A 23,713-nucleotide genomic window follows, 5' to 3' on the forward strand; every position below is an offset into this window, starting at 1 on the left:
CGCCGGCAAGCCGGCTCCTACACAGCCCCCGACGCAACCCCAATCGCTGTAGGAGCTGGCTTGCCAGCGAAAGAGGCCCTCAGGCCTCTTCTCCCTCCGCCAGGAGGGCAATCCCGCCGATGATCACCAAGACCCCGACCCAGTGCAGCAGGCTGATCTGCTCGCCCAGGCCCAGCCAGGAGCCCAGCAGCACCACCACGAACACCAGGGAGCTCAAAGGGAAGGCCAGGGACAGGCTGCTGCGGCGCAGGATCAGCATCCACACGAAAAACGCGCCGATGTAGCAGGCAATCGCCAGCAGCACGCCCGGATTGACCGCTACCGCCGCCAGCCATTGCAGGTTGAAGTCCATCTGGCCCAACTGGTCGCCGCCGACCTTGGTGGCGATCTGGCCGGCGCTCTCGAAGCCGATCAGCAAGGCCCAGAGCACGATGGTGCCCAGACGCTCGTGCAACCAGCCATGGGAGGTATTGGAACTCATGAAACGCTTCCTTCTATTCGTTGAATAAGGCTCAGGTACTGGCCACGCAAACCAGCATCACCCCGGCGGTGATCACCAGGGTACCCAGCCAGCGCCGGCGGCTGACGGTCTCCCCGAGCATCACCTTGCCCGCCAGCACCACGCCGCAGTAGGCCAGGGCCGCTGCCGGAAACAGCAGGCTCAGCGGCGCCCGGGACAGGGCTTCGAGCCAGACGAAAAACTCGATCACATAGGCGCCGATGCCGCACCACAGCAAGGGCGCGTTGAACACCTGGCCCCAGAAGGCATTCAGGCGGAAACCGCCCTCCAGCTCCGGCAGGCTATCCAGGCCCAGCTTGAAACAGAGTTGGCCGATCACGTCCAGGACGATGGAAAAGGCCACCAGCAGAACAACGGTCAATGTCACGGGAACAGCTCCTCGAACAGCGAAATCAGGGCTTCATTGGTTACTGAGTTGCGCAGCAGGTCGTCCGGGCTCCAGCGCTCGGCCGGAGGCTGGTCGGACTTGGCTTCCCAGCGCTTGAAGGCATTGCTGAAGGCCGGCTGGGCAAATTCGCCACAGACATCGATGCCGAGGATCCGCTTGCGTGCCGCGAGGGTGCGCAAGGCCAGCAGCAGGTGAGTCAGGCGCATGCCGCCCTGGTCCCAGTTGGTGGCGGCGTCTTCGCTGGCCAGCACGTCCTTGTCGATGGTGATCCACACCGCCTCGGTGGGCAGGCTGTCGATCATCTGCGCGAGGAAGGCCGGCCAGTCCAGTTGGGCCAGGTTGCGCCAGTGCAGGTGGTTCTCCTGCTGCTGGTGCCCGGCGCCGTCGCCGACCCGGCCCCAGACCTTGGACGGCGCGTGCTGCCAGGGAAACAGCTGCAGCTTGCCGTGCTTCAGGGCCCCGAGGTTGCCGCCGCGCAGTTGCGGGTTGTGCAAGTCTTCGCTGCACGGACCGAGGGTGACGATGCGCTGGATGTTCGGCAGTTTCAGCGCTCGGTTGACCCAGGAACCGCAGTGCCGACGGGGGGCGAAGCGCACCCAGTCCGGGTGATTGTCGAAGTGGATCAGGCTGACCGGCTCGGGCAGATCGCTGAGGAAGGCTGGCGTCAGGTGGTGATAGTCGCCGGAGCCGACAAAGAAGATTTCTGGCTGCTGGCCGCTGTGGCGGGGTCGCTGGCGCAGGCGTTCGGTGAAGTGGCGATAGGTGCGTTCGGTGGACCAGAGACGCAGTTTCGGCCCCAAGTCCAGCAGGTCGAGGCGTCGCGCCTGGCCGCTATTCAGGCGCCGGATGATCGGTTCCTGGGCGGTCAGGCTGTGGTCGAGATCAAGGATGTTCAAAGTCTTCTTTACCCATGGCAGCGCCCTCCAGAAATCTGCGTGAACAAGCTCAAACGCAGGCTGGGCGGGCTTTGCCGGGTAAATGCAAGGGTCGGGCCAGCCGCCGCTTGCAGGAGCCGGCTTGCCGGCGAAGAACGGTGTCAGCCGCTTCGCCAGCAAGCTCGCTCCTACGGGAGTGGAGGGCGGTTCAGGCGTGGAGGCGCACCCAGACGCTGACCAGAATGCTGGCAGCTATCAACCAGGCCACGGCCGCCACCGCCAGGGAGGCTTCCAGGCGCAGGCGGTCGACCATCACATAGAGGGTCGCCAGGTAGACGAAGTAGGGAATGATCGACCACATGCCGAACAGGATGGTGGTCTTCAGGTCATCGAGGGAGCGGCCCTTGCCGACGATGTAGTGGGCGATCAGGGCGAAGGTGGGGAACAGCGGCACCAGCCCGGCAATGTAGTAGTTGCGGGTCTTGGCCAGTGCCGCGAGGATCACCACCACTGCCGCGCCCAGGGCGGCCTTCAACAATAGATCCATGGTTTTTCGCGCCTTGGGTTAGTGGCTCAGGCCGTATTTCTTGACCTTGTCGAACAGGGTGGTCTTGGCCATGCCCAGCTCCTGGCTGGCCTGGGTCAGGTTGCCACCGCTGCGCTGCAAGGCGTCGATCAACAAGTTGCGTTCGAAGGCTTCCACCGCTTCGGCAAAGGCCAGGCCCTGGGCGCTGCTGCTGCCGGGCTTCTTGAACGCTGGCAGGCCCAGGGCGAAACGCTCGGCGACATTGCGCAACTCGCGCACGTTGCCGGGCCAGTCGTGGCTCATCAGGGTCGACAGGGTCTGGTTGTCCAGCTCCGGCGCAGTGCGGTCGAAACGCAGGGACGATTGCTGCAGGAAGTGTTCGAACAGTTGCAGGATGTCCTCGCGCCGCTCGCGCAGGGGCGGCAACTCCAGGGTCACCACGTTGAGGCGGTAGTACAGGTCACTGCGAAACGCCTTGGCCCGGCTCAGTTCGTCCAGGTCGGACTTGGTGGCGGCAATCACCCGGCAGTCCACGGCCACGCTCTGGTTCGAGCCCAGGCGTTCCAGGGTTCGTTCCTGCAATACCCGCAGCAGCTTGATCTGCAGGTTGATCGGCATGCTTTCCACTTCATCGAGGAACAGCGTGCCCTGGTGGGCGTGCTCGATCTTGCCGATGCGGCGTTTGCCGGCGCCGGTGAAGGCATTGGCCTCATGGCCGAAGATTTCGCTTTCGAACAGGTTTTCCGGCAGGCCGCCGCAGTTCAGGGCGACGAACTGTTGCTGGTGACGGCGGCTGAAGTCATGCAGGCAGCGGGCGACCAGTTCCTTGCCGGTGCCGGTCTCGCCCTCGATCAGCACGTTGGCCGAGGTGTCGGCGACGTTGGCGATCAACTCCCGCAGGTTCTGCATCGCCGGTGAGCGGCCGATGATCCGCCCCTCCAGGGAGTTGCGCTCGGCCAGTTGGCGGCGCAGGGAGGTCACTTCCCGGGCCAGGCCCCGTTGTTCCAAGGCGCGGCGGGCCACGTCCACCAGGCGCTCGGGGGAGAAGGGTTTTTCCATGAAGTCGTAGGCGCCTTTCTGCATCGCTCCTACGGCCATGGAGATATCGCCGTGGCCGGTGATCAGCACCACCGGCAGGCTGCGATCCCGGGCCTTGAGCTGGGTCAGCAGTTCCAGGCCGTCGATGCCAGGCAGGCGGATATCGCTGACCACGATGCCGGGAAAGTTCTCCCCGACCTGGGCCAGGGCTTCTTCGGCGCTGCCCACGCCGATGCAGGGAATGTCTTCCAGGGCCAGGGCCTGCTGGCAACCCAGCAGGACATGGGGGTCGTCTTCGACGATCAGCACGGTCAGCTCGTTGTTCATATCGGCTCGGCTTGAATAGGGCTTGCCAGGGGCAAGCTGAGGACAAAGGCGGTGCCGCCGCTTGCCGGGTGTTCCACCCCCAGGCTGCCGCCGGTGGCGGCGGCGAGGCTGGCAGACAGGGTCAGGCCCAGGCCCAGGCCCTGCTCGCCGGGTTTGGTGGTGAAGAAGGGTTCGAACAGATGCTTGCGTGCTTCAAGGTCGATGCCGTGGCCGTTGTCGCGTACCCGCAGGCGGTACTTGCCGTCGCCGGGTTCGCCTTCGAGCCACAGTTCCGGCGCCGCTTGCGCCTGCATGGCATCCAGGGCATTGCCCATCAGGTTGACCAGGATCTGCTCCAGGCGGGTCTGGTCGATCTGCAGGACCTGCTCGGTGAAGTCCCGGTGCACTTGCAGGGGCAGCGGCTCGATGCGGGCGTTGAGGATCTGCAGGGCGGCGTCCACTGCCTTGGTCAGGCTGGCCTGGCCCTGATCGTCGCCGCGGCGGGCGAAGGAGCGCAGGCTGGCGGTGATGCGGCCCATGCGGTCAATCAGTTCGTTGATGGTCTTGAGGTTGGCACTGGCGGTGTCCAGGGCCCCGCGCTCGAGAAAGCGCACGGTATTGCCGGACAGGGTGCGCAGGGCCGCCAGGGGCTGGTTCAGCTCATGGGCGATGCTGGTGGACATCTGCCCGATGGCTGCCAGCTTGCCGGCCTGGACCAGCTCATCCTGGGCCCGGCGCAGGGTTTCCTCGGCCTGGCGGCGTTCGCGGATCTGGCTCTTGAGGCGTTCGTTGCTGGCTCGCAGGTCGGCGGTGCGCTCGGTGATCCGCCGCTCCAGTTGACTGTTGGCTTCCTGCAGCGCCTCCCGGGCGGCCAGGCGGGTGGCGATGACCTTGCGCCGTTCGTTCCAGGCAATCAGCAGGAAGGCCACCAGGGCAAAGGCCACGGCCACCAGGATGCCCTGGTTGATGGCTTCGCGGCGCAGGTCCTGGAGGGGGGTGAGCAGGGTGAAGCTCCATGGTGTGTCGCTCAGGGGGCGAGTCTGCGACAAGTAGCTGATGGCCTTGTCGTCGGACACCAGTTCGGTGTTGGCCGGGAAGGTCAGCTTCTCCACGCCTTCGGCCAGGCGCTCTCGGGCCAGGGGTTCCAGTTCGTTGAGGGGGAACCAGTAGTACTGCAGGCTGCGGGCCAGGCGCTCCTTGGTGTCCTCGCTCAGGGGCCGGACCGACTTGAGCCGGCGGGCTGGATCGCTGGAGAGGATGATGATGCCGTTCTCGTCGCTGACGAAGGCTTCCAGGCGGGCTCGCTGCCAGCGTTCCTCCAGGGCTTCCAGGCGTACCTTGACCACCGCCACGCCGATGATCTTGCCTTGCTCTTCCAGGCCGTGGGCCAGGTAGTAGCCGGGTTCGCCGTTGGTGCTGCCGATGCCGTAGAAGCGCCCGGGTTGCCCGCGCACGGCGTTCTGGTAATAGGCGCGGAACGAAAGGTCTTCACCCAGGTAGCTGTCGACGTCGCGCCAGTTGCTGGTGGCCAGTACCCGGCCGGTGGTGTCCATGACATAGATGGCCCGGCTGCGGCTGCGGCGGTTCAGGCCTTCGAGGTATTGGTTGACGGTCTGCCGGTGTTCCGGCGAGGGATCGCCCAGCAGCTGGGAAACACTGGATTCCAGTTCCAGCAGGCTGGGCAGGTAGGTGTATTTGCTGATCTCGCTTTCCACGGCGCGGGCGTGCAGCTCCAGCTGGCGTTGGCCATTTTCACTGAGGGTGCGGATGCCGTTGTGCTCGCTGATCCAGAAGCCGGCATAACCCAGGCCGATCATCAGCAGGATGACCAGGGGCGGCAGGAACAGATGACGGATCAGACGGGGTTTCACGGCAAGTGATGGCGGTGCGGCGCGATAGAGAGTGGGGTCGCATTTCATCACAGATGCCTTGGGTCAACCACTGCGCAGTGTCTGTAGGAGCCGGTTGGCCGGCGATAAGGGCGGCGCTGACGATAGGGGAGTCAGATGCCATCCCATCGCAGGCCAGCCGGCGCCTACAGGAACGCGGGTTTTAGTGCTGCAGGATTTTCTCGAGGAAATGCTGGGCGCGTTCGGAACGGGCGCTGATATCGCCGAAGAACTCTTCCTTCTGGCAGTCCTCGATGATCTGGCCCTTGTCCATGAAGATCACCCGGTTCGCCACTTTGCGGGCGAAGCCCATTTCGTGGGTCACGCACATCATGGTCATGCCTTCGTGAGCGAGCTGGACCATGACGTCGAGCACTTCGTTGACCATTTCCGGGTCCAGGGCCGAGGTCGGTTCGTCGAACAGCATGACGATCGGGTCCATGGCCAGGGCGCGGGCGATGGCCACACGTTGCTGCTGGCCACCGGAGAGTTGCCCCGGGTGCTTGTGGGCGTGGGCGGCGAGGCCGACCCGGTCCAGCAGTTGCAGGCCCTTCTTGGTGGCTTCTTCCTTGCTGCGGCCCAGCACCTTGATCTGCGCGATGGTCAGGTTCTCGGTGATGGTCAGGTGCGGAAACAGCTCGAAGTGCTGGAACACCATGCCCACTCGCGAGCGCAGTTTCGGCAGGTTGGTCTTCGGATCGGCGATGGAGGTGCCGTCCACCACGATGTCGCCCTTCTGGAAGGGCTCCAGGGCGTTGACGCACTTGATCAGGGTGGATTTGCCCGAGCCGGACGGCCCGCAGACCACCACCACTTCACCTTTCTTGACCTCGGTGCTGCAATCGGTCAGCACCTGGAAGTCCCCATACCACTTGTTGATGTTCTTGATAGAGATCATACGGCGAACCTTTTTTGCAGACGCTTGACCAGCAGCGAGGCGGCAAAGCTGATTGTGAAATACACCAGACCGGCAACGATCAGGAATTCATTGGAGCGGCCGATGATGTCGCCGCTGGAACGCGAGGCGTTGAGGAAGTCCACCAGGCCCACGGTGTACACCAGGGAGGTGTCCTGGAACAGGATGATGCTCTGCTGCAGCAGCAGCGGGGTCATCTTGCGGAACGCCTGGGGCAGGATGATCAGGCGCATGGTCTGGCCGTAGCTCATGCCCAGTGCCTGGGCGGCGCCCATCTGGCCCTTGGGAATGGACTGCACGCCGGCGCGGACGATTTCGCAGAAGTACGCCGCTTCGAACATCATGAAGGCCACGATGCACGAGGTGAATGCGCCGATCGGGGTGTCTTCGCCGGTGATCCAGCGCAGCACGAACGGCACCGCCAGGTAGAACCAGGTGATCACCAGCAGCAGCGGAATCGAGCGGAAGTAGTTGACGTAGGCGCCCGCCAGGTTCGACAGCAGCTTGTTGTGAGACAAGCGCATCAAGGCCAGCAAGGTGCCGAGGATGATCCCGCCGACCACGCCCATGACCATCAGCTTGAGGGTCATCAGCATGCCGTTCCACAGGCCGGGAATGGCCGGGATGATGCCCGAGAAGTCGAATTCCATTATTTACCCCCCACGGAGATCAGGCCGGGGACCGACACTTTTTTCTCTACCAGGCGCATCAGCAGCATCAGGCTCATGTTCAGCGTGAAGTAGATCAGGGTGGCCAGGGTGAAGGCTTCGAACAGGTTGGCCGAGAACTCGGCGGTCTGCTTGGTCTGGGCCAGCAACTCCATCAGGCCGATCAGCGAGGCCACGGAGGAGTTCTTGAAGACGTTGAGGAATTCCGAGGTGAGCGGCGGAATGATGATCCGGTAGGCCTGGGGCAGCAGCACGTTCCAGTAGATCTGCGGCAGCGAGAAGCCCATGGCGCGTGCGGCGGATTCCTGGCCACGGGGCAGGGCTTGGATACCGGTGCGTACCTGTTCGCAGACCCGCGCAGCGGTGAACAGGCCCAGGCACACCACCACGCTCAGGTAGGCCGAGGTGGTCGGGTTGAGGTCCTGCTTGTACCACTCCTGAATGTTTTCCGGCAGCAGGTCCGGTACCAGGAAGTACCAGATGAACAGCTGCACCAGCAGCGGCACGTTACGGAAGATCTCCACGTAGACCGTGGCGATGCCCGATACCAGGCGGTTCGGCACAGTGCGCATGACACCCAGGATCGAGCCCAGCAGCAGCGCGATGATCCAGGCCACCACGGCAATGGCGATGGTCCAGCCCAGACCGGAGATGAACCAGTCGAGATAGGTCTCGCTGCCCACGCCGGTGGACTTGAAGAACACGCCCCAGTCCCAGTTGTAATTCATTAGGGTTACCCCTCAGATCGTTCGATGTACAAGCACCCGCCTGGGGACGTCCGTTCCCGCCTGACGTTGACCGTCAGGCACACGCGATCGGCTCGACAACCACCGGTTCGAGTGTTTCCAAAAAATGCCAGCAGGTAGTGACAGGCTCCTGAAGAGGCCGGGCCCCTTCAGGAGATAAGGTTAGTCAGGAATCAGGACTTTTTGTCGTCAGCCGCTTTGTCGGTCGGGTTGGCGATCAGGGCCTTGAGCTCGTCGCTCATCGGGAACATCAGGTTCAGGCCTTTTGGCGGGATCGGCGATTGGAACCACTTGTCGTAGATCTTGTTGATTTCGCCCGATTTGTAGGTGGCGACGATGGCGTCATCCACGGCTTTCTTGAACGGGGCATCGCCCTTGCGGACCATGCAGCCGTAGATCTCGTAGGACTGCGGAGTACCGGTCACGGCCCAGTCGGTAGGCTTCTTGGCCTTGGCCATTTCACCGGCCAGCAATGCGTCGTCCATCATGAAGGCAACGGCGCGGCCCGATTCCAGCATCTGGAAGGATTCACCGTGGTCCTTGGCGGAGATCACGTTCATGCCCATCTGCTTGTCGGCGTTCATCGACTTGAGGATGCGCTCGGACGTGGTGCCGGCGGTGGTCACCACGTTCTTGCCCTTCAGGTCGGCGAAGTCCTTGTAGGACGAGTCCTTCTTGGACAGCAGGCGGGTACCGATTTCGAAGATGCCCACCGAGAAGTCGACCTGTTGCTGGCGCTCGACGTTGTTGGTGGTGGAGCCGCACTCGACGTCCACGGTGCCGTTCTGCACCAGCGGGATACGGGTCTGGGAGGTGACCAGGTTGTACTTGACCTTGAGGTCAGGCATGTCGAGGTCTTTCTTGATCGCTTCGACGATTTTCAGCTGGATGTCGTGGGAGTAGCCCACCGGCACGCCGGAAGCGTCAGCGATGTAGGAAAACGGAATGGAAGCGTCGCGATGTCCGAGGGTGATGGTGCCGGACTCTTTGATTTTCTTCAGTGTGCCGGTGAGTTCGGCAGCGAAAACTGGAGTGCTAATCAGAGCGGCAGCGATAGCTGCGCCCAACAGATGGGGAACGATGCGCATCAATATTTCCTCGACATTTGTTTTTTTTATGAAGCCAGTTCGACGGCTCTTTTATACAGCGAATGCCTTGACGGCTCCTGCGTGTTGGCACGACAGGCATTCGTCGCACAGTGTAGAGCATGAGTCGTGCCAGACCAGTTGATCATGGTCAAAGCCTTGATTTCAAAGGTTATTAAATATTTATGGCACAGGGTTTTGCGGCCAGTTATCCGGTTAACCGAATCCCTGCAGGTGCATCGTTCGGAAAACCGAACGATTGGCCTTTCTTTAGGTGCCGGTTTTCGCGCCAGCGTTCAATCCTGGGTCCATAAAAAAGCCCCTGGACCTTGCGGTACAGGGGCTTGTGCGGACGCCAGCGGCTCAGGCAGCCTTGATCTTGCCGCGATTGTGCTCGAGTTTCTGCAGATAGTCCTCCAACTGTTGCTGTTCAGCCGCGGTGGTGAACAGCCCCAGCTTGCTCCGGCGCCAGAGAATGTCCTGGGCCTTCATCGCCCACTCTTCGGCGCACAGGTAGTCCACTTCACGGGTATAGAGCCCACCACCCAGGTGCTCGCCCATGTCGCTCAGGCTGTGCACGCCTTCCAGCAGGCGCCAGGTGCGGCTGCCGTAGGTGGTGGCCCAGCGCCGGGCGATCTGGCTGGGTACCCAGTCGAATTTCTTGCGGATGGCTTCGGCCAGGGCCTGCGGGGTGCTCATGTTCTCGCCACCGGGCAAGGTGGCCTGGGCGGTCCAGGCTGGCTTGGCCTGCTTGAAGTAAGGGGCCAGTTGCGCCATCGCCGATTCTGCCAGCTTGCGGTAGGTGGTCAGCTTGCCGCCGAACACCGACAGCAACGGAGCTTCCTCGCCTGTGCCGGAAAGCGCCAGGGTGTAGTCGCGAGTCACGGCCGAAGGGTTGTCGGATTCGTCGTTGCACAGCGGGCGAACACCGGAGTAGCTGTGCTGGATATCACTGCGGCTCAGTTGTTTCTTGAAGTGTGCATTGACCACTTGCAGCAGGTAGTCGGTTTCGCCTTCGGTGATCGCCACCTTGGCCGGGTCGCCGGTGTATTCGCGGTCGGTGGTGCCGATCAGGGTGAACTGGTCGAGGTAGGGAATGGTGAAGACGATGCGCTGGTCTTCGTTCTGCAGAATGTGCGCGTGCTCGCCCTCATACAGCTTGGGCACGATCAAGTGGCTGCCCTGGATCAGGCGGATGCCGTAGGGTGATTCCAGCTTCAGGTCGTCCTTGATGAACTTGGCGACCCAGGGGCCGGCGGCGTTCACCAGGGCCTTGGCGGTGATGGAGAACAGGCTGCCGTCGGCACGCTCCAGGTCCAGCTGCCACAGGCCCTTGCTGCGACGGGCGCTGATGCAACGGGTCTGGGTGTGCACATGGGCGCCTTTTTCCCGGGCGGCCATGGCGTTGAGCACTACCAGGCGAGCATCGTCGACCCAGCAGTCGGAATATTCGAAACCCTTGGTGATCTCGGCTTTCAGGGCACTGTCGGCACCGAACTTCAAGCTGCGCGAGCCGGCGAGCTTTTCCCGTTTGCCCAGGTGGTCATACAGGAACAGGCCGGCGCGGATCATCCAGGCCGGACGCAGGTGCGGCCGGTGCGGCAGCACGAAGCGCATGGGCTTGACGATATGCGGCGCCTTGGCCAGGAGCACTTCACGCTCGGCCAGGGCTTCACGCACCAGGCGGAACTCGTAATGCTCGAGGTAGCGCAGGCCACCGTGGATCAGCTTGCTGCTGGCCGAGGAGGTGTGGCTGGCCAGGTCGTCTTTTTCACAAAGGAACACGGACAGGCCGCGACCTGCCGCATCGGCGGCAATCCCGACACCATTGATCCCACCGCCGATGACGGCGATATCGTAAACCTCGGAGAGAGGGCGCGCGGGCAAGGTAGAAGTGGGCATCGACAGGCCTCGTGTTGCTTTGATATTTGAATTCGAACATTAATGTTCATTTTCGAAAATACTAGCGCATAAAGATGGCTGTATCCAGCGCGCTTCGATTGAAAAAACTGATCGAAGCGGCGTGAAAGGAAAGTTTTCGAACATTGTCGAGGAGGTAACTGTAGCCGCTGTTGTTGCCTTGGGCTGAATGGCGGGGATCGGCCGCGACGATTTCGAAAGCGATGCAGCCTGCTGGCTTGGCGTTCGAGTGCAGCCGGATCCGCAGGGGGAAGGTCAGACCACTTCGAGACGGATCTTGTGCTGGTTCAGCAGTTGGCTCAGGGCCGGCACCGGTTGCTGGTCGGTGACCAGGCAATCGATCAGGCTGATGGGGCCCAGGCGGATCATGGCGTTGCGTCCGAACTTGCTGGAGTCGGCGGCGAGGATCACCTGGCGGGCATTGGCGATGATCGCCTGGGACACCCGTACTTCCTGGTAGTCGAAGTCCAGCAGGCTGCCGTCTTCATCGATGCCGCTGATGCCCACCAGGGCGAAGTCCACCTTGAACTGGTTGATGAAGTCGACACTGGCCTGGCCCACCACGCCGCCGTCACGCCGGACGTTGCCGCCGGTGAGCAGCACGTCGAAGTCGTCCTTGGCACTGAGCATCGAGGCCACGTGCAGGTTGTTGGTGATGATCTTCAGGTGGCTGTGATTGAGCAGGGCGCGGGCGATGGATTCGGTGGTGGTGCCGATATTGATGAACAGCGAGGCGTGGTCGGGGATCTGCGCGGCAATGGCTTCGCCGATGCGTTGCTTCTCATCGCGCATCTGGTCGGCGCGCATGGCGTAGGCGGTGTTTTCGACGCTGGAGTCATAGGCCGCGCCGCCGTGGTAGCGGCGCAGCAGATTGGCTTCCGCCAGCTGGTTGATATCGCGGCGGATGGTTTGCGGGGTAACGACGAACAGCTGGGCCAATTCCTCGATGCTGACGTAGCCGCGTTCGCGGACCAGGTCGAGGATTTGCTGCTGACGGGGAGGCAGATTCATGGGGCTTCCTTTGGGCTGCCGTGCAAAATTTGCCCATGATGCCGCAGGAATCCCCTCCCGACCAGTTACAAGCGGTTACCAATCCACGGCTTGGCTTATTTGGCCTCGTCGTGGGGTTCCCAGTCGCGGGTGCGGCTGACCGCTTTCTTCCAGCCTGCGTAGAGGCCTTCTTTTTCCGCTTCTGCAAGCGTTGGTTCGAACTCGCGCTCGATCACTGCCTTGCCGCGCAACTCTTCCAGGCTGCCCCAGAAGCCGCAGGCCAGGCCTGCCAGGTAGGCCGCGCCGAGGGCGGTGGTTTCACGCATTTGCGGGCGCTCCACCTGGGTGCCGAGGATGTCGGCCTGGAACTGCATGAGGAAGTTGTTGGCCACCGCGCCGCCGTCCACCCGCAGGGCCTTGAGGCGTTCGCCGGAATCCTGCTGCATGGCGTCGAGCACGTCACGGGTCTGGTAGGCGATGGATTCCAGGGCGGCGCGGATGATGTGGTCCACGCGCACGCCACGGGTCAGGCCGAACAGCGCGCCCCGGGCGTAGGGGTCCCAGTAGGGGGCGCCCAGGCCGGTGAAGGCCGGCACCAGGTACACGCCGTTGCTGTCCTTGACCTTGCCGGCGAAGTATTCGGTGTCGTGGGCGTCGTTGATGATCTTCAGTTCATCACGCAGCCACTGCACGGTGGAGCCGCCGTTGAATACCGCACCTTCCAGGGCGTAGGCCACTTCGCCACGGGGGCCGCAGGCGATGGTGGTGAGCATGCCGTGCTGGGATTTCACCGCCTTGTCGCCGGTGTTCATCAGCAGGAAGCAACCCGTGCCGTAGGTGTTTTTCGCCTGGCCCGGCTCGACGCACATCTGGCCGAACAGCGCCGCTTGCTGGTCACCGGCGATACCGCCGATGGCGATGCCGCTTTTGGTGCGGCCATAGATTTCCGACGAAGACTTCACTTCCGGAAGCATTTCCCGCGGGATGTCCAGCACCTCCAGCATCTTCGCGTCCCACTCCAGGGTGTGGATGTTGAAGAGCATGGTGCGCGAGGCGTTGGTGTAGTCGGTGACGTGGGTCTTGCCGCCGGTGAATTTCCAGATCAGCCAGCTATCGATGGTGCCGAACAGCAGTTCGCCGCTACGAGCGCGCTCGCGGCTGCCTTCGACGTTGTCGAGGATCCACTTGAGCTTGGTGCCGGAGAAGTAGGGGTCGGTAACCAGGCCGGTGGTGTCGCGGATGTAGTCTTCCAGGCCATCGCGCTTGAGCTGCTGGCAGATCTCGGTGCTGCGGCGGCACTGCCAGACGATGGCGTTGTAGATCGGGCGGCCGGTGTTCTTGTCCCAGACCACGGTGGTTTCGCGCTGGTTGGTAATGCCGATGGCGGCCACCTGGTCGTGATGCAGGCCGGCTTGTGCCAGGGCTTCGACCATCACCGCGCTCTGGGTGGCAAAGATTTCCATCGGGTCATGTTCGACCCAGCCGGCTTGCGGGTAGTGCTGGGCGAACTCGCGCTGGGCGGTGCAGACCACGTTGGCGTCGCGGTCGAAAATGATCGCCCGGGAACTGGTCGTACCCTGATCGAGGGCAATGATGTAGTTCTTATTCTGAATGTCGGTCATGTCGATTGCCTTGGACGAAATAAGGGAGTGGGAACTGGCGCGGGATCGAATTGGGCAGGATCACGCGCCATGCTATTCAGGAAGCTTTGACCTTGCCATCGGCGGACGGCTCGGCCTCGGGGGCGGCAACAGCGCTCGGCAGATGGCGGGCAATCAGCCCGCGATAGGCTGCGGCGCCGAGGCAGGCACCGAGGATCGGGGCAAAGATCGGCACCAGGAAGTACGGGATATCACGGCCGCCGGTGAAAGAAATCTCACCCCAGCCAGTCAGGAATGTCATCAGTTTAGGCCCGAAGTCCCGTGCCGGGTTCATCGCAAAGCCGGTCAGCGGGCCCATCGCACTGCCAATCACGGCGATCAGCAGGCCGATCAGCAGCGGCGCCATCGGGCCGCGAGGCAGGCCGTTGTTGTCGTCGGTCAGGGACATGATCACCCCCATCAGGATCGCAGTGATCACCAATTCCACCAGGAATGCCTGGGCCGTGGACAACGCCGGGTTGGGGAAGGTGGAGAACACCGAGGCCAGTTCCAGGCTGGCCTGGGAACCGCGGATCATCTGGTGGGCTTGTTCGAAATCGAAGAATAGATTGCTGTAGAGCGTGTAAACCAACAGCGCCGCGCAGAAGGCGCCGGCGATCTGGGACAGGATATAGAACGGCAGTTTGCGTTTTTCGAAATCGGCGAACAGGCACAGGGCAATGCTCACGGCCGGGTTCAGGTGAGCGCCGGAGACGCCGGCGGTCAGGTAGATCGCCATGCTCACGCCGATCCCCCAGATGATGCTGATTTCCCATAGGCCGAAGCTGGCTCCCGCGACCTTGAGCGCGGCGACACATCCGGTGCCGAAGAAGATCAACAGTGCTGTACCCAGAAATTCGGCGATGCATTGACCCGATAGCGACGGTTGTTGCAGAGCAGTTGTCATTGTGAACCTCGATTTTTGTTGTTGTCTGGCGCTGCTGCAAAAGGCAGGGAGCGCGACTTCCAACGAAGACGGAATCCCCATTCCGGCTTCGCCTTGCTACGGGGTACAACCTTGTATCTAACGCATGATATTCAGAAACGAAAAAATATAGACAAGAAACACCGCTGTCAAAGGTCGAAAGTGAACGAGTGGTCATTTTATAGATATCAATCAAATGAATGATTCTGGGGGGTAGTCCGGGGAATGCCAGCAGTTGCCAAGCTCGCAAGCGCAAGGGGTGGCGATCAAGGCTTGTAATAGAGCCTTTTGCCGATGAATGGCCTAAAATTCCCGAGCTTTGTTTTGCCTTTCATTTCGCCCCTGGAGCTGCCATGACCCCTGCACTGGACCTGCTGAAAAAAGTTCGCGCCGAACATCGCATCCACAGTTACGAACATGATCCCAAGGCGGCGTCCTATGGCCTGGAGGCGGCGGAAAAGCTCAGCCTCGACCCGGCGCAAGTGTTCAAGACGCTGTTGGCCGCCAGCGAAAAGGGCGAATTGCTGGTGGCGGTGGTGCCGGTCGTCGGAAGCCTCGACCTGAAGGCACTGGCCCAGGCGGCCGGGGTAAAGAAAGCGGAAATGGCCGACCCGGCCGCCGCTCAACGCGCCACGGGCTATCTGCTGGGCGGGATCAGCCCGCTGGGGCAGAAGAAGCGCCTGCGGACGTTCATCGACAACAGCGCGCAACCCTTCGCCAGCATTTTTGTCAGTGCCGGCCGCCGAGGCCTGGAAGTTGAACTGGCAGCGGCGGTCCTCGCCGAACACACCCAGGCTCGCTTCGCTGATATCGGTCGTCCTTGATTGTGGGAGCCAGCAGCGCTTTCAACTGCCGCTGTATGCTGAAAAATCCTCTCTTCTGTGTCTGTCGCGGGCGGCGTCCCGGCCCCCATGCTGGCGCCCGACCGTTCAAGGAGAAAGCTTATGCAGCTCGAGTTCCATCAGATCGACGCTTTCAGCGACCGCCCGTTCGCCGGCAATCCGGCCATGGTCTATCGGCTTGAGTCCTGGCTCAGCGACGCGCTGATGCAGCAGATTGCCGCCGAGCACAACCTGGCGGAAACCGCCTTTCTGGTGCGCGAAGAGCAAGGCTGGCGGATCCGCTGGTTCACCCCGTCGACCGAGGTGCCCTTGTGCGGGCACGCCACTTTGGCCAGTGCCTATGTGCTGATGGAGATTTATGGTGAGGCGGCGCAGCGCATCGACTTTCTTAGTCGCTCCGGGCCCTTGAGCGTTAGCCGTGAAGGCGGCTTGTTATGGCTGGACTTCCCCCTGCGCAGCCCTCGCAGCCAGGGTGGGCTGGAGACGGTGGCGCAGGCGCTGGGCGTCAGGGTGGTGGAGTTGTTGGGGGCCAATGAATTGTTGGCAGTGCTGGAGTCGGAAAAGGCGGTACGCGAGTGCCGGCCGGATCTGCTGGCGTTGGCCCAGTTACCTTGGCCAGGTGTAATCGTCACTGCCCGAGGTGATAGCCACGACTTCGTTTCTCGCTACTTTGCTCCCGCCATCGGTATCGATGAAGACCCTGTCACAGGCTCGACCCATTGCTGTCTCACGCCTTACTGGGCGCAGCAGTTGGACAAGCAGGAACTGACGGCTTTCCAGTGTTCCCCTCGGGGTGGGGCCCTGTTCTGCCGGCTGGAAGGCGAGCGGGTGAAGATTGGCGGTCATGCCCGCCGGATTGCCAGTGGCCATCTGCACCTGGAGTAATGCGCTGGGGCTTCGCCGACAAGCAGGTTCCCGTGGGAGCTGGCTTGCCGGCGATTACGCTCAATGGGCGCTGCTGTAGCGGCGCACGCCCGAGTCGTTGTGGGGGATCTGCGCTGCCGTGCTACCGCTGGCCTGGAACAGCACCAGGTGTTCGGCTGCCACGCGGATGCCGACGTCTGCTCCAACCTGATGGTCGGCGTGGCTGGGGAAAATCGATTCCAGCTGGCTGCCGGTCGGCAGTTGCAGGCGATACAGGGTCGAGGCGCCGAGGAAGGTCTTGCCGACGATCCGTGCTTTCAAGGCGCTGTCCGGTGCGTAGACGATGTCGTCGGGACGCAGCAGGACATCCACAGCGCCGCCCGTTGGCCAGGTATAGGCGCGATTGCCCTGTAGCATGCCCAGCTCGGTCTGCACCGATTCCGGGCTGCTCAACTGACCTCGAATGAAGTAGCCCTGGCCGATGAAGCTCGCGACAAAGGGCGTCTGCGGTTCATGGTAGAGGTTGTAGGGCGTGTCCCACTGTTCCAACCGGCCTTCCTTGAATACCCCGACCTGATCGCTCACGGCAAAGGCTTCCTCCTGGTCGTGGGTCACCAGGATCGCACTGGTGCCCCGAGCCTTGAGGATGTCCCGCACCTCGTGGCTGAGCTTGCGCCGCAGTTCACCGTCGAGGTTGGAGAAGGGTTCATCGAGCAGCAACAGTTGAGGTTCCGGTGCCAGGGCACGGGCCAGGGCCACTCGCTGCTGCTGGCCGCCGGACAGCTCATGGGGGAAGCGCTGGCCAAGGTTCTTCAGGTTGACCAGTTCCAGCAGCTCGGCGACCACACGCTCTTTCTGCGGGTGCTTGCGGATGCCGAATGCAATGTTATCGGCCACGCTCAGGTGCGGGAACAGGGCGTAGTCCTGGAACACCATGCCGATCCGACGCTTCTCCGGTGCCAGGGTGAACCCGGCACTGGAAATGGTCTCGCCAGCCAGCTGGATTTCCCCTTCGTGTACCGGCTCGAATCCGGCGATGGCACGCAGGGTGGTGGTCTTGCCACAACCCGAGGAGCCCAGCAGGCAACCGATGTCGCCGGCATTGAGGTGCAGGTTGAGGTTCTGCACGACCCGTTGGTCCTGGTAGCCGCAGGCGAGGTTGTGCAGGTTCAGCAGTAAGGGTTGGCTCATGCGTGGTGGTACGCCGGCTCGACAAGAAACTCGAGCAGGGCCTTCTGTGCGTGGAGGCGGTTTTCCGCCTGGTCCCAAGCTACTGAACGAGGGTCGTCCAGCAGGTCGAGGCTGATTTCCTCGCCACGGTGGGCGGGCAGGCAATGCATGAACAGCACATCTTCGGCGGCGAGGTCGAGCAGGGCGCGGTTGACCTGGAACGGTGCGAACAGCTTCAGGCGCTTGGCGGTTTCCTCTTCCTGGCCCATGGAGGTCCAGACATCGGTGCTGACCAGGTGAGCGCCTGCCACCGCTTGCCGAGGATCGCGGACGATGGTCACGCGATCGCCGGCCTGGGCGACAAAGGCCGGGTTCGGTTCATAGCCTTCGGGGCAGGCGATACGCAGTTGGAAGTCGAACTGGATGGAGGCCTCTATATAGCTGTTGCACATGTTGTTGCCGTCGCCGATCCAGGCCACGGTCTTGCCCTGGATCGAGCCGCGGTGCTCGAGGAAGGTCTGCATGTCGGCCAGCAGTTGGCAGGGATGCAGGTCATCGGACAGGCCATTGATCACCGGTACGCGGGAGTTGGCCGCAAACTCGGTCAGGGTGCTGTGGGCGAAGGTCCTGATCATCACGGCGTCGAGCATGCGCGACATGACGATGGCGCAGTCGCCGATGGGCTCGCCGCGCCCCAGTTGGGTATCCCGTGGCGAAAGGAAGATGGCTTGGCCGCCCAGCTGGATCATGCCGGCTTCGAAAGACAGTCGGGTACGGGTCGACGACTTCTCGAAAATCATGCCGAGCACACGATTTTTCAAGGGCTCGAAGAGTACGCCGCGGTTACGCAGGTCCTTCAGCTCGATGCCTCGACGAATCACACTGACCAGCTCATCGGGCGTGCAATCCATCAGGGAGAGAAAGTGCCTTGCGCTCATCATTAACTACCTTTTTGCAACAGACCGCAGATTCTCAAAGCCTTGTTATTCGAACAACGGGCTGGACCTGCGGCGAAAGCCGCACGGGGCGACGAAATAGGGGAAGGCGCGATCTTATAATTAAATGTCGCGTCTTACCAATAGTGCTACATCGATTATGGGCATTCAGAGAGGCCAGGACGCGAATGCGCTGGCACTTTTGAGACCAGTTTCCGGACAGCAGCCCGGCATTTGTACACTGCCCCGACGCGACTTGGCAATCGAGCGCGGCGCTGGAAAGGCGCTTGCAGTCGCTTTTTGACCTGTGAGCCGAGTTCATGGGGCGAGGCGATCGGCAGGTGGCTAATCTGAAACATTTCCTAATGCAAAGTGCGAAGGTTATAAAGGCCAATCGGCGGCTGGGATGCGTGTGCAATGGAGTCCAGAGAGCAACAACTGATGACGCTGCTGGGGCTCACGGCTCGAGCGCTCACCGATATGACCGCCTCGGTCACCGCGTTCTCATTCGAGCTGTTGCGCAGTGAGGATCCGGTGACTCGCGCGGCGGCGCGCAAGATGATCGATCGGATGATGACCCTCAGTGCCGGTCTGGACGAGCATTGGCGACTGCTCGCCGAGCTGGCCGGGAACTATGGGGAGCAGGGCCCCATCGACTCGACGGCGCTGCTTTCCTCGGAGGGGCCGCCACGGTTGCCGCCCAACTGAAGGGCGCGATCATGGTCGGGACTGATGGTGGAGAATTCATGTGACGAACGTCGCTGGCGTCCCTTGCAGGCTGGCACCATAGTTTTTGCTCCCTGCGACCGGATACGGACCGCCCTCAAACAATAGAGACTGGCCATGACCAAGACTCTCCATCACCGTGCCTGCCACCTGTGTGAAGCCATTTGCGGCCTGACCCTGGAAATCACTGAGGAGCAGGGCAGCGGCCCGCGCATCACCTCGATCAAGGGCGACCCCGAGGACAGCTTCAGCCGTGGCCATATCTGCCCCAAGGCGGTGGCCCTGCAGGATATCCAGAATGATCCGGATCGCTTGCGCCAACCGATGCAGCGCGTTGGCAACGAGTGGCAGCCCATCGAGTGGGATGAGGCATTCGCTTTGGTGGCCGAGCGCCTGGCGAGCATCCAGCAGCGCCACGGCAATAATGCAGTGGCGACCTATCAGGGCAATCCCAGCGTCCACAACTATGGGCTGATGACCCACAGCAATTACTTTCTCGGCCTGCTCAAGACTCGCAATCGCTTTTCCGCCACTTCGGTCGATCAGTTGCCCCAGCACCTGGCCAGCTACCTGATGTATGGCCATGGCTTGCTGTTGCCGATTCCGGACATCGACCACACCGATTTCATGCTGATTCTCGGCGGCAATCCCCTGGCGTCCAACGGCAGCATCATGACCGTGCCGGATGTGGAGAAACGCTTGAAGGCGATCCAGGCCCGTGGCGGCAAGGTGGTGGTGGTCGATCCCCGGCGCAGCGAGACTGCAGCCATGGCTGATCAGCACCTGTTCGTCCGGCCTGGGGGCGATGTGGCCTTGCTGTTTGGCCTGCTGAACACGATTTTCGAAGAAGGGCCGACCCGCGACAGTCATCTGCAGGTGGACGGTCTGGCGCAGGTGCGCCAGGCCATTTGCCGTTTCACCGCTGAGGCCATGAGCCCGCTGTGTGCGATTCCGGCGCCGCAGATCCGCCAACTGGCCCGGGACTTTGCCTCGGCGGACAAGGCGGTCTGCTATGGGCGCATGGGGGTCTCGACCCAGGCGTTCGGCACGCTGTGCCACTGGTTGCTGCAATTGCTCAACCTGGTGACCGGGAATCTCGATCGGGTGGGGGGAGCCCTGTGCACTTCGCCGGCAGTGGACCTGGTGGCCGCGACCGCGGGCGGTCACTTCAATGCCTGGCAGAGTCGGGTGTCCGGGCTTCCGGAGTACGGCGGCGAGCTGCCGGTCTCGGCCTTGGCCGAGGAGATGCTGACCGAGGGCGAAGGGCAGGTGCGGGCCCTGATCACGGTGGCGGGCAACCCGGTGCTGTCCACGCCCAATGGTCGACAGCTGGAGCAGGCCCTGGACGGACTGGAGTTCATGCTCAGCATCGACCTGTACATCAATGAGACCACGCGCTATGCGGACCTGATCCTGCCCTCCACCTCGGCCCTGGAGAACGATCACTACGACACCACGTTCAATTTGTTCGCGGTGCGCAATGTCAGCCGTTTCAACCGGGCGATCCTGCCCAAGCCCGAAGGCGCCTTGCACGACTGGGAAATATTTGTTGGCCTGGCCCAGGCGTTTGCCGCGCGAACCCAAAGCCTGCTCAAACCCACCATCGCGCCTGCGCAAATGATCGAGCTGGGCTTGCGAGCCGGGCCCTATGGGGATGCCTCGCCGCTGCGGCTGTCTCTGGCCACCCTGGATCAGCACCCTCACGGGATCGATCTGGGAGCGCTGCAACCGAATCTGGCGGGGCGCTTGAAAACCGAGAACCGACGAATTCAAGCGGCGCCGGCCGCCATCATGGCGGACCTGGAGCGGTTTGCCGCGCTCGGCCCTCCGCCGGTGGATGAATTGTTGTTGATCGGCCGTCGCCATGTGCGCAGCAACAACTCCTGGATGCATAACTATCACCGCTTGGTGAAGGGCAAGCCTCGTCACCAGTTGTTGATGCATCCGCAAGACCTGGCACGGCGCGGCTTGAGTGATGGCCAGCGGGTGCGGATCAGTTCCCGGGTGGGGGTGGTGGAGGTGGAGGTACTGGCTAGTGGCGAAATGATGCCCGGGGTGGTGAGCCTGCCCCATGGGTGGGGGCATGGGCGCCCGGGTGTGCACATGAGCATTGCCACGGCGCAGCCGGGTTGCAGTGCCAATGACCTGACGGATGAGCGTCAGCTCGATGCCTTGTCGGGGAACGCCGCGTTGAATGGCGTGCCGGTCAGGGTAGAGGCGGCCTGAGATGTCTGTCGGAGAGGCCGAGCAGGGCGCTCAGGATTCCGTTACAATGCGCCACCGTGCCGACAACAGAGTCGGAAAGTTCAGCCGAGGTGTTCCATGGATATCATCGAAACTATTAAAGAGCAGATTGCCAACAACACCATTCTGCTTTACATGAAAGGCTCGCCGAATGCCCCACAGTGTGGCTTCTCCGCGAAAGCCGCTCAGGCCGTAATGGGCTGTGGCGAGAAGTTCGCTTACGTGGACATCCTGCAGAACCCGGAAATTCGCGCCAACCTGCCCAAGTACGCCAATTGGCCAACCTTCCCGCAACTGTGGGTGGGCGGTGAGCTGGTCGGCGGCAGCGACATCATGGCGGAAATGTTCGCCAATGGTGAGCTGCAGACCCTGGTCAAGGCCGCTGCTGAAAAAGCCGCTGCCAAGACCGAAGCCTGAGTCACGTTGTCTGCAGGAGCCGCCGAGCGCTATCGCGCTTGATGCGAGTGACGCCCTGAGAGTCGGCAAGGATCTTTAGTCATTCTCAGGGTTTTAATTGCGACATTGCGCTCCTGCCTGTTACGCCACTATAAGCGCGTAATAAAAAAGCCCCGCCCTCGTAAGAGAGGCGGGGCTTTTTATTGCCTGGGTATTACGAGTTAAGTTACTCGTCACCCATTTGCGATTGCAGATAGTTCTCGATACCTACTTTATCGATCAGGCCCAATTGGGTTTCCAGCCAGTCGATATGTTCTTCTTCGGATTCGAGGATATCTTCCAGCAGCTCACGGCTGCCGAAGTCACTGACCGATTCGCAGTGAGCGATCGCTGCCTTGAGGTCGGCGTGGCCGGTACGCTCGATGCGCAGGTCGCACTCGAGCATTTCCTTGGTGTGTTCGCCGATGTGCAGCTTGCCCAGGTCCTGAACGTTTGGCAGGCCTTCGAGGAAGAGGATGCGCTTGATTAGCTTGTCCGCATGCTTCATCTCGTCGATGGACTCGTGGTACTCGTGCTTGCCCAGCTTGTTCAGGCCCCAATCTTCATACATGCGTGCATGCAGGAAGTACTGATTGATCGCGACCAGTTCATTGGCAAGGATTTTATTGAGATGCTGGATGACTGTAATGTCGCCTTTCATGATGGGGTCCTGCCCTTTAATTAGTGGAAGATGGGCAGAGTCTGAGCCGCATAAACATTACTGTCAAACCTAAGTTATTGAATAATATATGAAAATTAATCGGAATAAGAATGTTTGTGTTCCGCGTTTTGCCTCTAAGCGATTGAATTACAGGCATAAAAAAACCGGACGCTAGGTCCGGTTGTTTGAAACGCTACTGTTTATTCGGCAAATCAGGCGACATTAAATTCCACAGGGTAGGGGATTGCCGCTTGGCTGCTCTGCAATTCGGTCAGGGTTTCGCGAACCACTTGCTTGGCCAGGCAGGCACATTTGCCGCATTGGCTGGCAACGCCGGTGGCCTGGCGCACTTCGCGGTAGCTGCAGCAACCTTCATAGATGGCTTCGCGAATTTGTCCGTCGGTGACACCGGTGCAGAGGCAGACATACATAAGATGAGAACCGTCGCTGGTTAGGGTTCAATTGCGATGGATCTTAATGTTAACGAGAATGATTGTCAAAGTGGTTTCGACGGCCTTTGTTGCTGATTCTTACCGGGGTGACGAACGGCTTTTCTTGCCATTAATGACAGATCATTCGCATTTTTCGCTTTGCAGGCCGGCCTGAAGAAAAACCACTAAGGACAGCTCAAAAACGCCGTGTATGATGGTCGGTCCTTGCGAAGCGGGGTCGCGTCATGGGGCTGTCGCATCAGCGTGGCAGACTCGAGGCCAATCCCCTTCTTCATTTACTACGTCCACACCAGGAGATATCCAATGAGCGTACTCGTAGGCAAACAAGCCCCTGACTTCACCGTTCCGGCCGTTCTCGGCAATGGCGAAATCGTCGACAGCTTCACCCTGTCCTCGGCCATCAAAGGCAAATACGGCCTGGTGTTCTTCTACCCACTGGACTTCACCTTCGTTTGCCCGTCCGAGCTGATCGCTCTGGACCACCGCATGGCTGACTTCAAGGCGCGCAACGTCGAAGTGATCGCTGTATCGATCGACTCGCACTTCACTCACAACGCCTGGCGCAACACCCCGATCAATGCCGGTGGCATCGGTCAGGTTCAATACATCATGGCTGCCGACATGAAGCATGACATCGCCAAGGCCTACGACGTAGAGTCCGAAGGCGGCGTGGCTTTCCGTGGCGCGTTCCTGATCGACGACAAGGGTGTTGTGCGTTCGCAGATCGTCAACGACCTGCCGTTGGGCCGTAACATGGAAGAGCTGATCCGTCTGGTTGACGCTCTGCAATTCCACGAAGAGCACGGCGAAGTCTGCCCTGCCAACTGGAAGAAAGGCGACAAGGGCATGACCGCTTCGCCAGAAGGCGTCGCTGCTTACCTGAGCGAGAACGCTGGCAAGCTGTAAGGCCAAGCCTCACGCATAAAAAAACCGGCCTCAGGGCCGGTTTTTT

The 23,713-nt window shown here is 61.5% G+C and carries 24 protein-coding genes; 6 read left to right on the forward strand and 18 right to left on the reverse strand.

Annotated features, from left to right (window positions below):
* Positions 1 to 79: 79 nt before the first annotated feature.
* The 14 genes from U873_RS0118375 to U873_RS0118440 form a co-directional block, all read right to left on the reverse strand.
* A complete protein-coding gene (locus tag U873_RS0118375; RefSeq protein ID WP_025129629.1) occupies positions 80 to 481 on the reverse strand; it encodes an EamA family transporter in 402 nt (133 codons plus the stop codon).
* 31 nt (positions 482 to 512) lie between these two features.
* A complete protein-coding gene (locus U873_RS0118380; RefSeq protein WP_025129630.1) occupies positions 513 to 887 on the reverse strand; it encodes a transporter in 375 nt (124 codons plus the stop codon).
* Positions 884 to 1,804: an arginase gene (locus tag U873_RS0118385; protein ID WP_025129631.1), complete on the reverse strand. Its 921-nt coding sequence runs from the start codon at positions 1,802 to 1,804 to the stop codon at positions 884 to 886. The genes U873_RS0118380 and U873_RS0118385 overlap by 4 nt, the downstream gene beginning before the upstream one ends.
* Positions 1,805 to 1,991: 187 nt before the next feature.
* Complete coding sequence (locus U873_RS0118390) at positions 1,992 to 2,321, reverse strand: GlpM family protein (RefSeq protein WP_177330290.1); 330 nt, start codon at positions 2,319 to 2,321, stop codon at positions 1,992 to 1,994.
* Between the two features lie 27 nt (positions 2,322 to 2,348).
* A complete protein-coding gene (locus U873_RS0118395; RefSeq protein WP_025129633.1) occupies positions 2,349 to 3,674 on the reverse strand; it encodes a sigma-54 dependent transcriptional regulator in 1,326 nt (441 codons plus the stop codon).
* Entirely contained in the window at positions 3,671 to 5,572 is a 1,902-nt protein-coding gene (locus tag U873_RS0118400; RefSeq protein ID WP_025129634.1) for a sensor histidine kinase, read from the reverse strand. The genes U873_RS0118395 and U873_RS0118400 overlap by 4 nt, the downstream gene beginning before the upstream one ends.
* A 133-nt stretch (positions 5,573 to 5,705) precedes the next feature.
* The gene (locus tag U873_RS0118405; protein WP_011063128.1) at positions 5,706 to 6,440 is read right to left on the reverse strand and encodes an amino acid ABC transporter ATP-binding protein; all 735 of its coding nucleotides are present in this window, start codon (positions 6,438 to 6,440) and stop codon (positions 5,706 to 5,708) included.
* Complete coding sequence (locus tag U873_RS0118410) at positions 6,437 to 7,108, reverse strand: amino acid ABC transporter permease (protein ID WP_025129635.1); 672 nt, start codon at positions 7,106 to 7,108, stop codon at positions 6,437 to 6,439. Before U873_RS0118410 ends, U873_RS0118405 begins: the two co-directional genes overlap by 4 nt.
* The gene (locus U873_RS0118415) at positions 7,108 to 7,854 is read right to left on the reverse strand and encodes an amino acid ABC transporter permease (RefSeq protein ID WP_025129636.1); all 747 of its coding nucleotides are present in this window, start codon (positions 7,852 to 7,854) and stop codon (positions 7,108 to 7,110) included. Before U873_RS0118415 ends, U873_RS0118410 begins: the two co-directional genes overlap by 1 nt.
* A 191-nt stretch (positions 7,855 to 8,045) precedes the next feature.
* Positions 8,046 to 8,960 carry a glutamate/aspartate ABC transporter substrate-binding protein gene (locus U873_RS0118420; RefSeq protein ID WP_025129637.1) on the reverse strand — a complete coding sequence of 305 codons (915 nt, stop codon included), beginning with the start codon at positions 8,958 to 8,960 and terminating at the stop codon, positions 8,046 to 8,048.
* 360 nt (positions 8,961 to 9,320) lie between these two features.
* A complete protein-coding gene (gene glpD, locus U873_RS0118425) occupies positions 9,321 to 10,859 on the reverse strand; it encodes a glycerol-3-phosphate dehydrogenase (RefSeq protein ID WP_025129638.1) in 1,539 nt (512 codons plus the stop codon).
* A 273-nt stretch (positions 10,860 to 11,132) separates the two neighbouring features.
* Positions 11,133 to 11,888 (reverse strand): DeoR/GlpR family transcriptional regulator, encoded by a 756-nt coding sequence (locus U873_RS0118430; RefSeq protein ID WP_025129639.1) that lies wholly within the window; start codon positions 11,886 to 11,888, stop codon positions 11,133 to 11,135.
* Between the two features lie 95 nt (positions 11,889 to 11,983).
* Positions 11,984 to 13,489: a glycerol kinase GlpK gene (gene glpK / locus U873_RS0118435; protein WP_025129640.1), complete on the reverse strand. Its 1,506-nt coding sequence runs from the start codon at positions 13,487 to 13,489 to the stop codon at positions 11,984 to 11,986.
* Positions 13,490 to 13,565: 76 nt separating this feature from the next.
* Positions 13,566 to 14,414: an MIP/aquaporin family protein gene (locus U873_RS0118440; RefSeq protein WP_025129641.1), complete on the reverse strand. Its 849-nt coding sequence runs from the start codon at positions 14,412 to 14,414 to the stop codon at positions 13,566 to 13,568.
* A 371-nt stretch (positions 14,415 to 14,785) separates the two neighbouring features.
* Between U873_RS0118440 and ybaK the strand changes: the two genes are divergently transcribed.
* Both ybaK and U873_RS0118450 read left to right on the forward strand, forming a co-directional pair.
* Positions 14,786 to 15,256, forward strand: coding sequence for a Cys-tRNA(Pro) deacylase (gene ybaK / locus U873_RS0118445; RefSeq protein ID WP_025129642.1), 471 nt, complete (start codon positions 14,786 to 14,788; stop codon positions 15,254 to 15,256).
* Between the two features lie 120 nt (positions 15,257 to 15,376).
* Positions 15,377 to 16,159: a PhzF family phenazine biosynthesis protein gene (locus U873_RS0118450; protein WP_025129643.1), complete on the forward strand. Its 783-nt coding sequence runs from the start codon at positions 15,377 to 15,379 to the stop codon at positions 16,157 to 16,159.
* A gap of 60 nt (positions 16,160 to 16,219) precedes the next feature.
* Here U873_RS0118450 and U873_RS0118455 read toward each other — a convergent pair whose 3' ends face one another.
* Together U873_RS0118455 and argF are read right to left on the reverse strand one after the other, a co-directional pair.
* Positions 16,220 to 17,329, reverse strand: a complete 1,110-nt coding sequence (locus U873_RS0118455) for an ABC transporter ATP-binding protein (RefSeq protein ID WP_025129644.1) — start codon at positions 17,327 to 17,329, stop codon at positions 16,220 to 16,222.
* Positions 17,326 to 18,246 carry an ornithine carbamoyltransferase gene (gene argF / locus U873_RS0118460; protein WP_025129645.1) on the reverse strand — a complete coding sequence of 307 codons (921 nt, stop codon included), beginning with the start codon at positions 18,244 to 18,246 and terminating at the stop codon, positions 17,326 to 17,328. The genes U873_RS0118455 and argF overlap by 4 nt, the downstream gene beginning before the upstream one ends.
* Before the next feature lie 414 nt (positions 18,247 to 18,660).
* Here argF and U873_RS0118465 point away from each other — a divergent pair, with 414 nt between their 5' ends.
* The 3 genes from U873_RS0118465 (at position 18,661) to grxD (ending at position 21,630) form a co-directional block, all read left to right on the forward strand.
* Positions 18,661 to 18,951: a hypothetical protein gene (locus U873_RS0118465; protein WP_025129646.1), complete on the forward strand. Its 291-nt coding sequence runs from the start codon at positions 18,661 to 18,663 to the stop codon at positions 18,949 to 18,951.
* Between the two features lie 135 nt (positions 18,952 to 19,086).
* Entirely contained in the window at positions 19,087 to 21,195 is a 2,109-nt protein-coding gene (locus tag U873_RS0118470) for a molybdopterin oxidoreductase family protein (protein WP_025129647.1), read from the forward strand.
* 96 nt (positions 21,196 to 21,291) lie between these two features.
* A complete protein-coding gene (gene grxD, locus U873_RS0118475; RefSeq protein ID WP_025129648.1) occupies positions 21,292 to 21,630 on the forward strand; it encodes a Grx4 family monothiol glutaredoxin in 339 nt (112 codons plus the stop codon).
* A gap of 205 nt (positions 21,631 to 21,835) precedes the next feature.
* On the opposite strand, the gene bfr is transcribed toward grxD, so the two are convergent.
* Together bfr and U873_RS0118485 are read right to left on the reverse strand one after the other, a co-directional pair.
* Positions 21,836 to 22,309 (reverse strand): bacterioferritin, encoded by a 474-nt coding sequence (bfr, locus tag U873_RS0118480; RefSeq protein ID WP_025129649.1) that lies wholly within the window; start codon positions 22,307 to 22,309, stop codon positions 21,836 to 21,838.
* A gap of 212 nt (positions 22,310 to 22,521) precedes the next feature.
* Positions 22,522 to 22,740, reverse strand: coding sequence for a bacterioferritin-associated ferredoxin (locus U873_RS0118485; protein ID WP_011063112.1), 219 nt, complete (start codon positions 22,738 to 22,740; stop codon positions 22,522 to 22,524).
* Positions 22,741 to 23,064: 324 nt separating this feature from the next.
* Here U873_RS0118485 and U873_RS0118490 point away from each other — a divergent pair, with 324 nt between their 5' ends.
* Complete coding sequence (locus tag U873_RS0118490; RefSeq protein WP_007922432.1) at positions 23,065 to 23,667, forward strand: peroxiredoxin; 603 nt, start codon at positions 23,065 to 23,067, stop codon at positions 23,665 to 23,667.
* Positions 23,668 to 23,713 lie beyond the last annotated feature (46 nt).

The sequence above is a fragment of the Pseudomonas sp. PH1b genome (genome assembly GCF_000633395.1).
In the GTDB taxonomy this organism is placed as follows: Bacteria; Pseudomonadota; Gammaproteobacteria; order Pseudomonadales; family Pseudomonadaceae; genus Aquipseudomonas.

Excerpts from the sequence above, each read along its gene's own strand:
- grxD (WP_025129648.1), top strand. The coding sequence starts at position 21,292 with ATGGATATCATCGAAACTATTAAAGAGCAGATTGCCAACAACACCATT.
- U873_RS0118415 (WP_025129636.1), bottom strand. The coding sequence starts at position 7,854 with ATGAATTACAACTGGGACTGGGGCGTGTTCTTCAAGTCCACCGGCGTG.
- U873_RS0118455 (WP_025129644.1), bottom strand. The coding sequence starts at position 17,329 with ATGAGCCAACCCTTACTGCTGAACCTGCACAACCTCGCCTGCGGCTAC.
- U873_RS0118470 (WP_025129647.1), top strand. The coding sequence starts at position 19,087 with ATGACCAAGACTCTCCATCACCGTGCCTGCCACCTGTGTGAAGCCATT.
- glpD (WP_025129638.1), bottom strand. The coding sequence starts at position 10,859 with ATGCCCACTTCTACCTTGCCCGCGCGCCCTCTCTCCGAGGTTTACGAT.
- U873_RS0118375 (WP_025129629.1), bottom strand. The coding sequence starts at position 481 with ATGAGTTCCAATACCTCCCATGGCTGGTTGCACGAGCGTCTGGGCACC.
- U873_RS0118410 (WP_025129635.1), bottom strand. The coding sequence starts at position 7,108 with ATGGAATTCGACTTCTCGGGCATCATCCCGGCCATTCCCGGCCTGTGG.
- U873_RS0118420 (WP_025129637.1), bottom strand. The coding sequence starts at position 8,960 with ATGCGCATCGTTCCCCATCTGTTGGGCGCAGCTATCGCTGCCGCTCTG.
- U873_RS0118440 (WP_025129641.1), bottom strand. The coding sequence starts at position 14,414 with ATGACAACTGCTCTGCAACAACCGTCGCTATCGGGTCAATGCATCGCC.
- ybaK (WP_025129642.1), top strand. The coding sequence starts at position 14,786 with ATGACCCCTGCACTGGACCTGCTGAAAAAAGTTCGCGCCGAACATCGC.
- U873_RS0118485 (WP_011063112.1), bottom strand. The coding sequence starts at position 22,740 with ATGTATGTCTGCCTCTGCACCGGTGTCACCGACGGACAAATTCGCGAA.
- U873_RS0118405 (WP_011063128.1), bottom strand. The coding sequence starts at position 6,440 with ATGATCTCTATCAAGAACATCAACAAGTGGTATGGGGACTTCCAGGTG.
- U873_RS0118465 (WP_025129646.1), top strand. The coding sequence starts at position 18,661 with ATGGAGTCCAGAGAGCAACAACTGATGACGCTGCTGGGGCTCACGGCT.
- U873_RS0118395 (WP_025129633.1), bottom strand. The coding sequence starts at position 3,674 with ATGAACAACGAGCTGACCGTGCTGATCGTCGAAGACGACCCCCATGTC.
- U873_RS0118400 (WP_025129634.1), bottom strand. The coding sequence starts at position 5,572 with ATGAAATGCGACCCCACTCTCTATCGCGCCGCACCGCCATCACTTGCC.
- bfr (WP_025129649.1), bottom strand. The coding sequence starts at position 22,309 with ATGAAAGGCGACATTACAGTCATCCAGCATCTCAATAAAATCCTTGCC.
- U873_RS0118490 (WP_007922432.1), top strand. The coding sequence starts at position 23,065 with ATGAGCGTACTCGTAGGCAAACAAGCCCCTGACTTCACCGTTCCGGCC.
- argF (WP_025129645.1), bottom strand. The coding sequence starts at position 18,246 with ATGAGCGCAAGGCACTTTCTCTCCCTGATGGATTGCACGCCCGATGAG.
- U873_RS0118450 (WP_025129643.1), top strand. The coding sequence starts at position 15,377 with ATGCAGCTCGAGTTCCATCAGATCGACGCTTTCAGCGACCGCCCGTTC.
- glpK (WP_025129640.1), bottom strand. The coding sequence starts at position 13,489 with ATGACCGACATTCAGAATAAGAACTACATCATTGCCCTCGATCAGGGT.
- U873_RS0118430 (WP_025129639.1), bottom strand. The coding sequence starts at position 11,888 with ATGAATCTGCCTCCCCGTCAGCAGCAAATCCTCGACCTGGTCCGCGAA.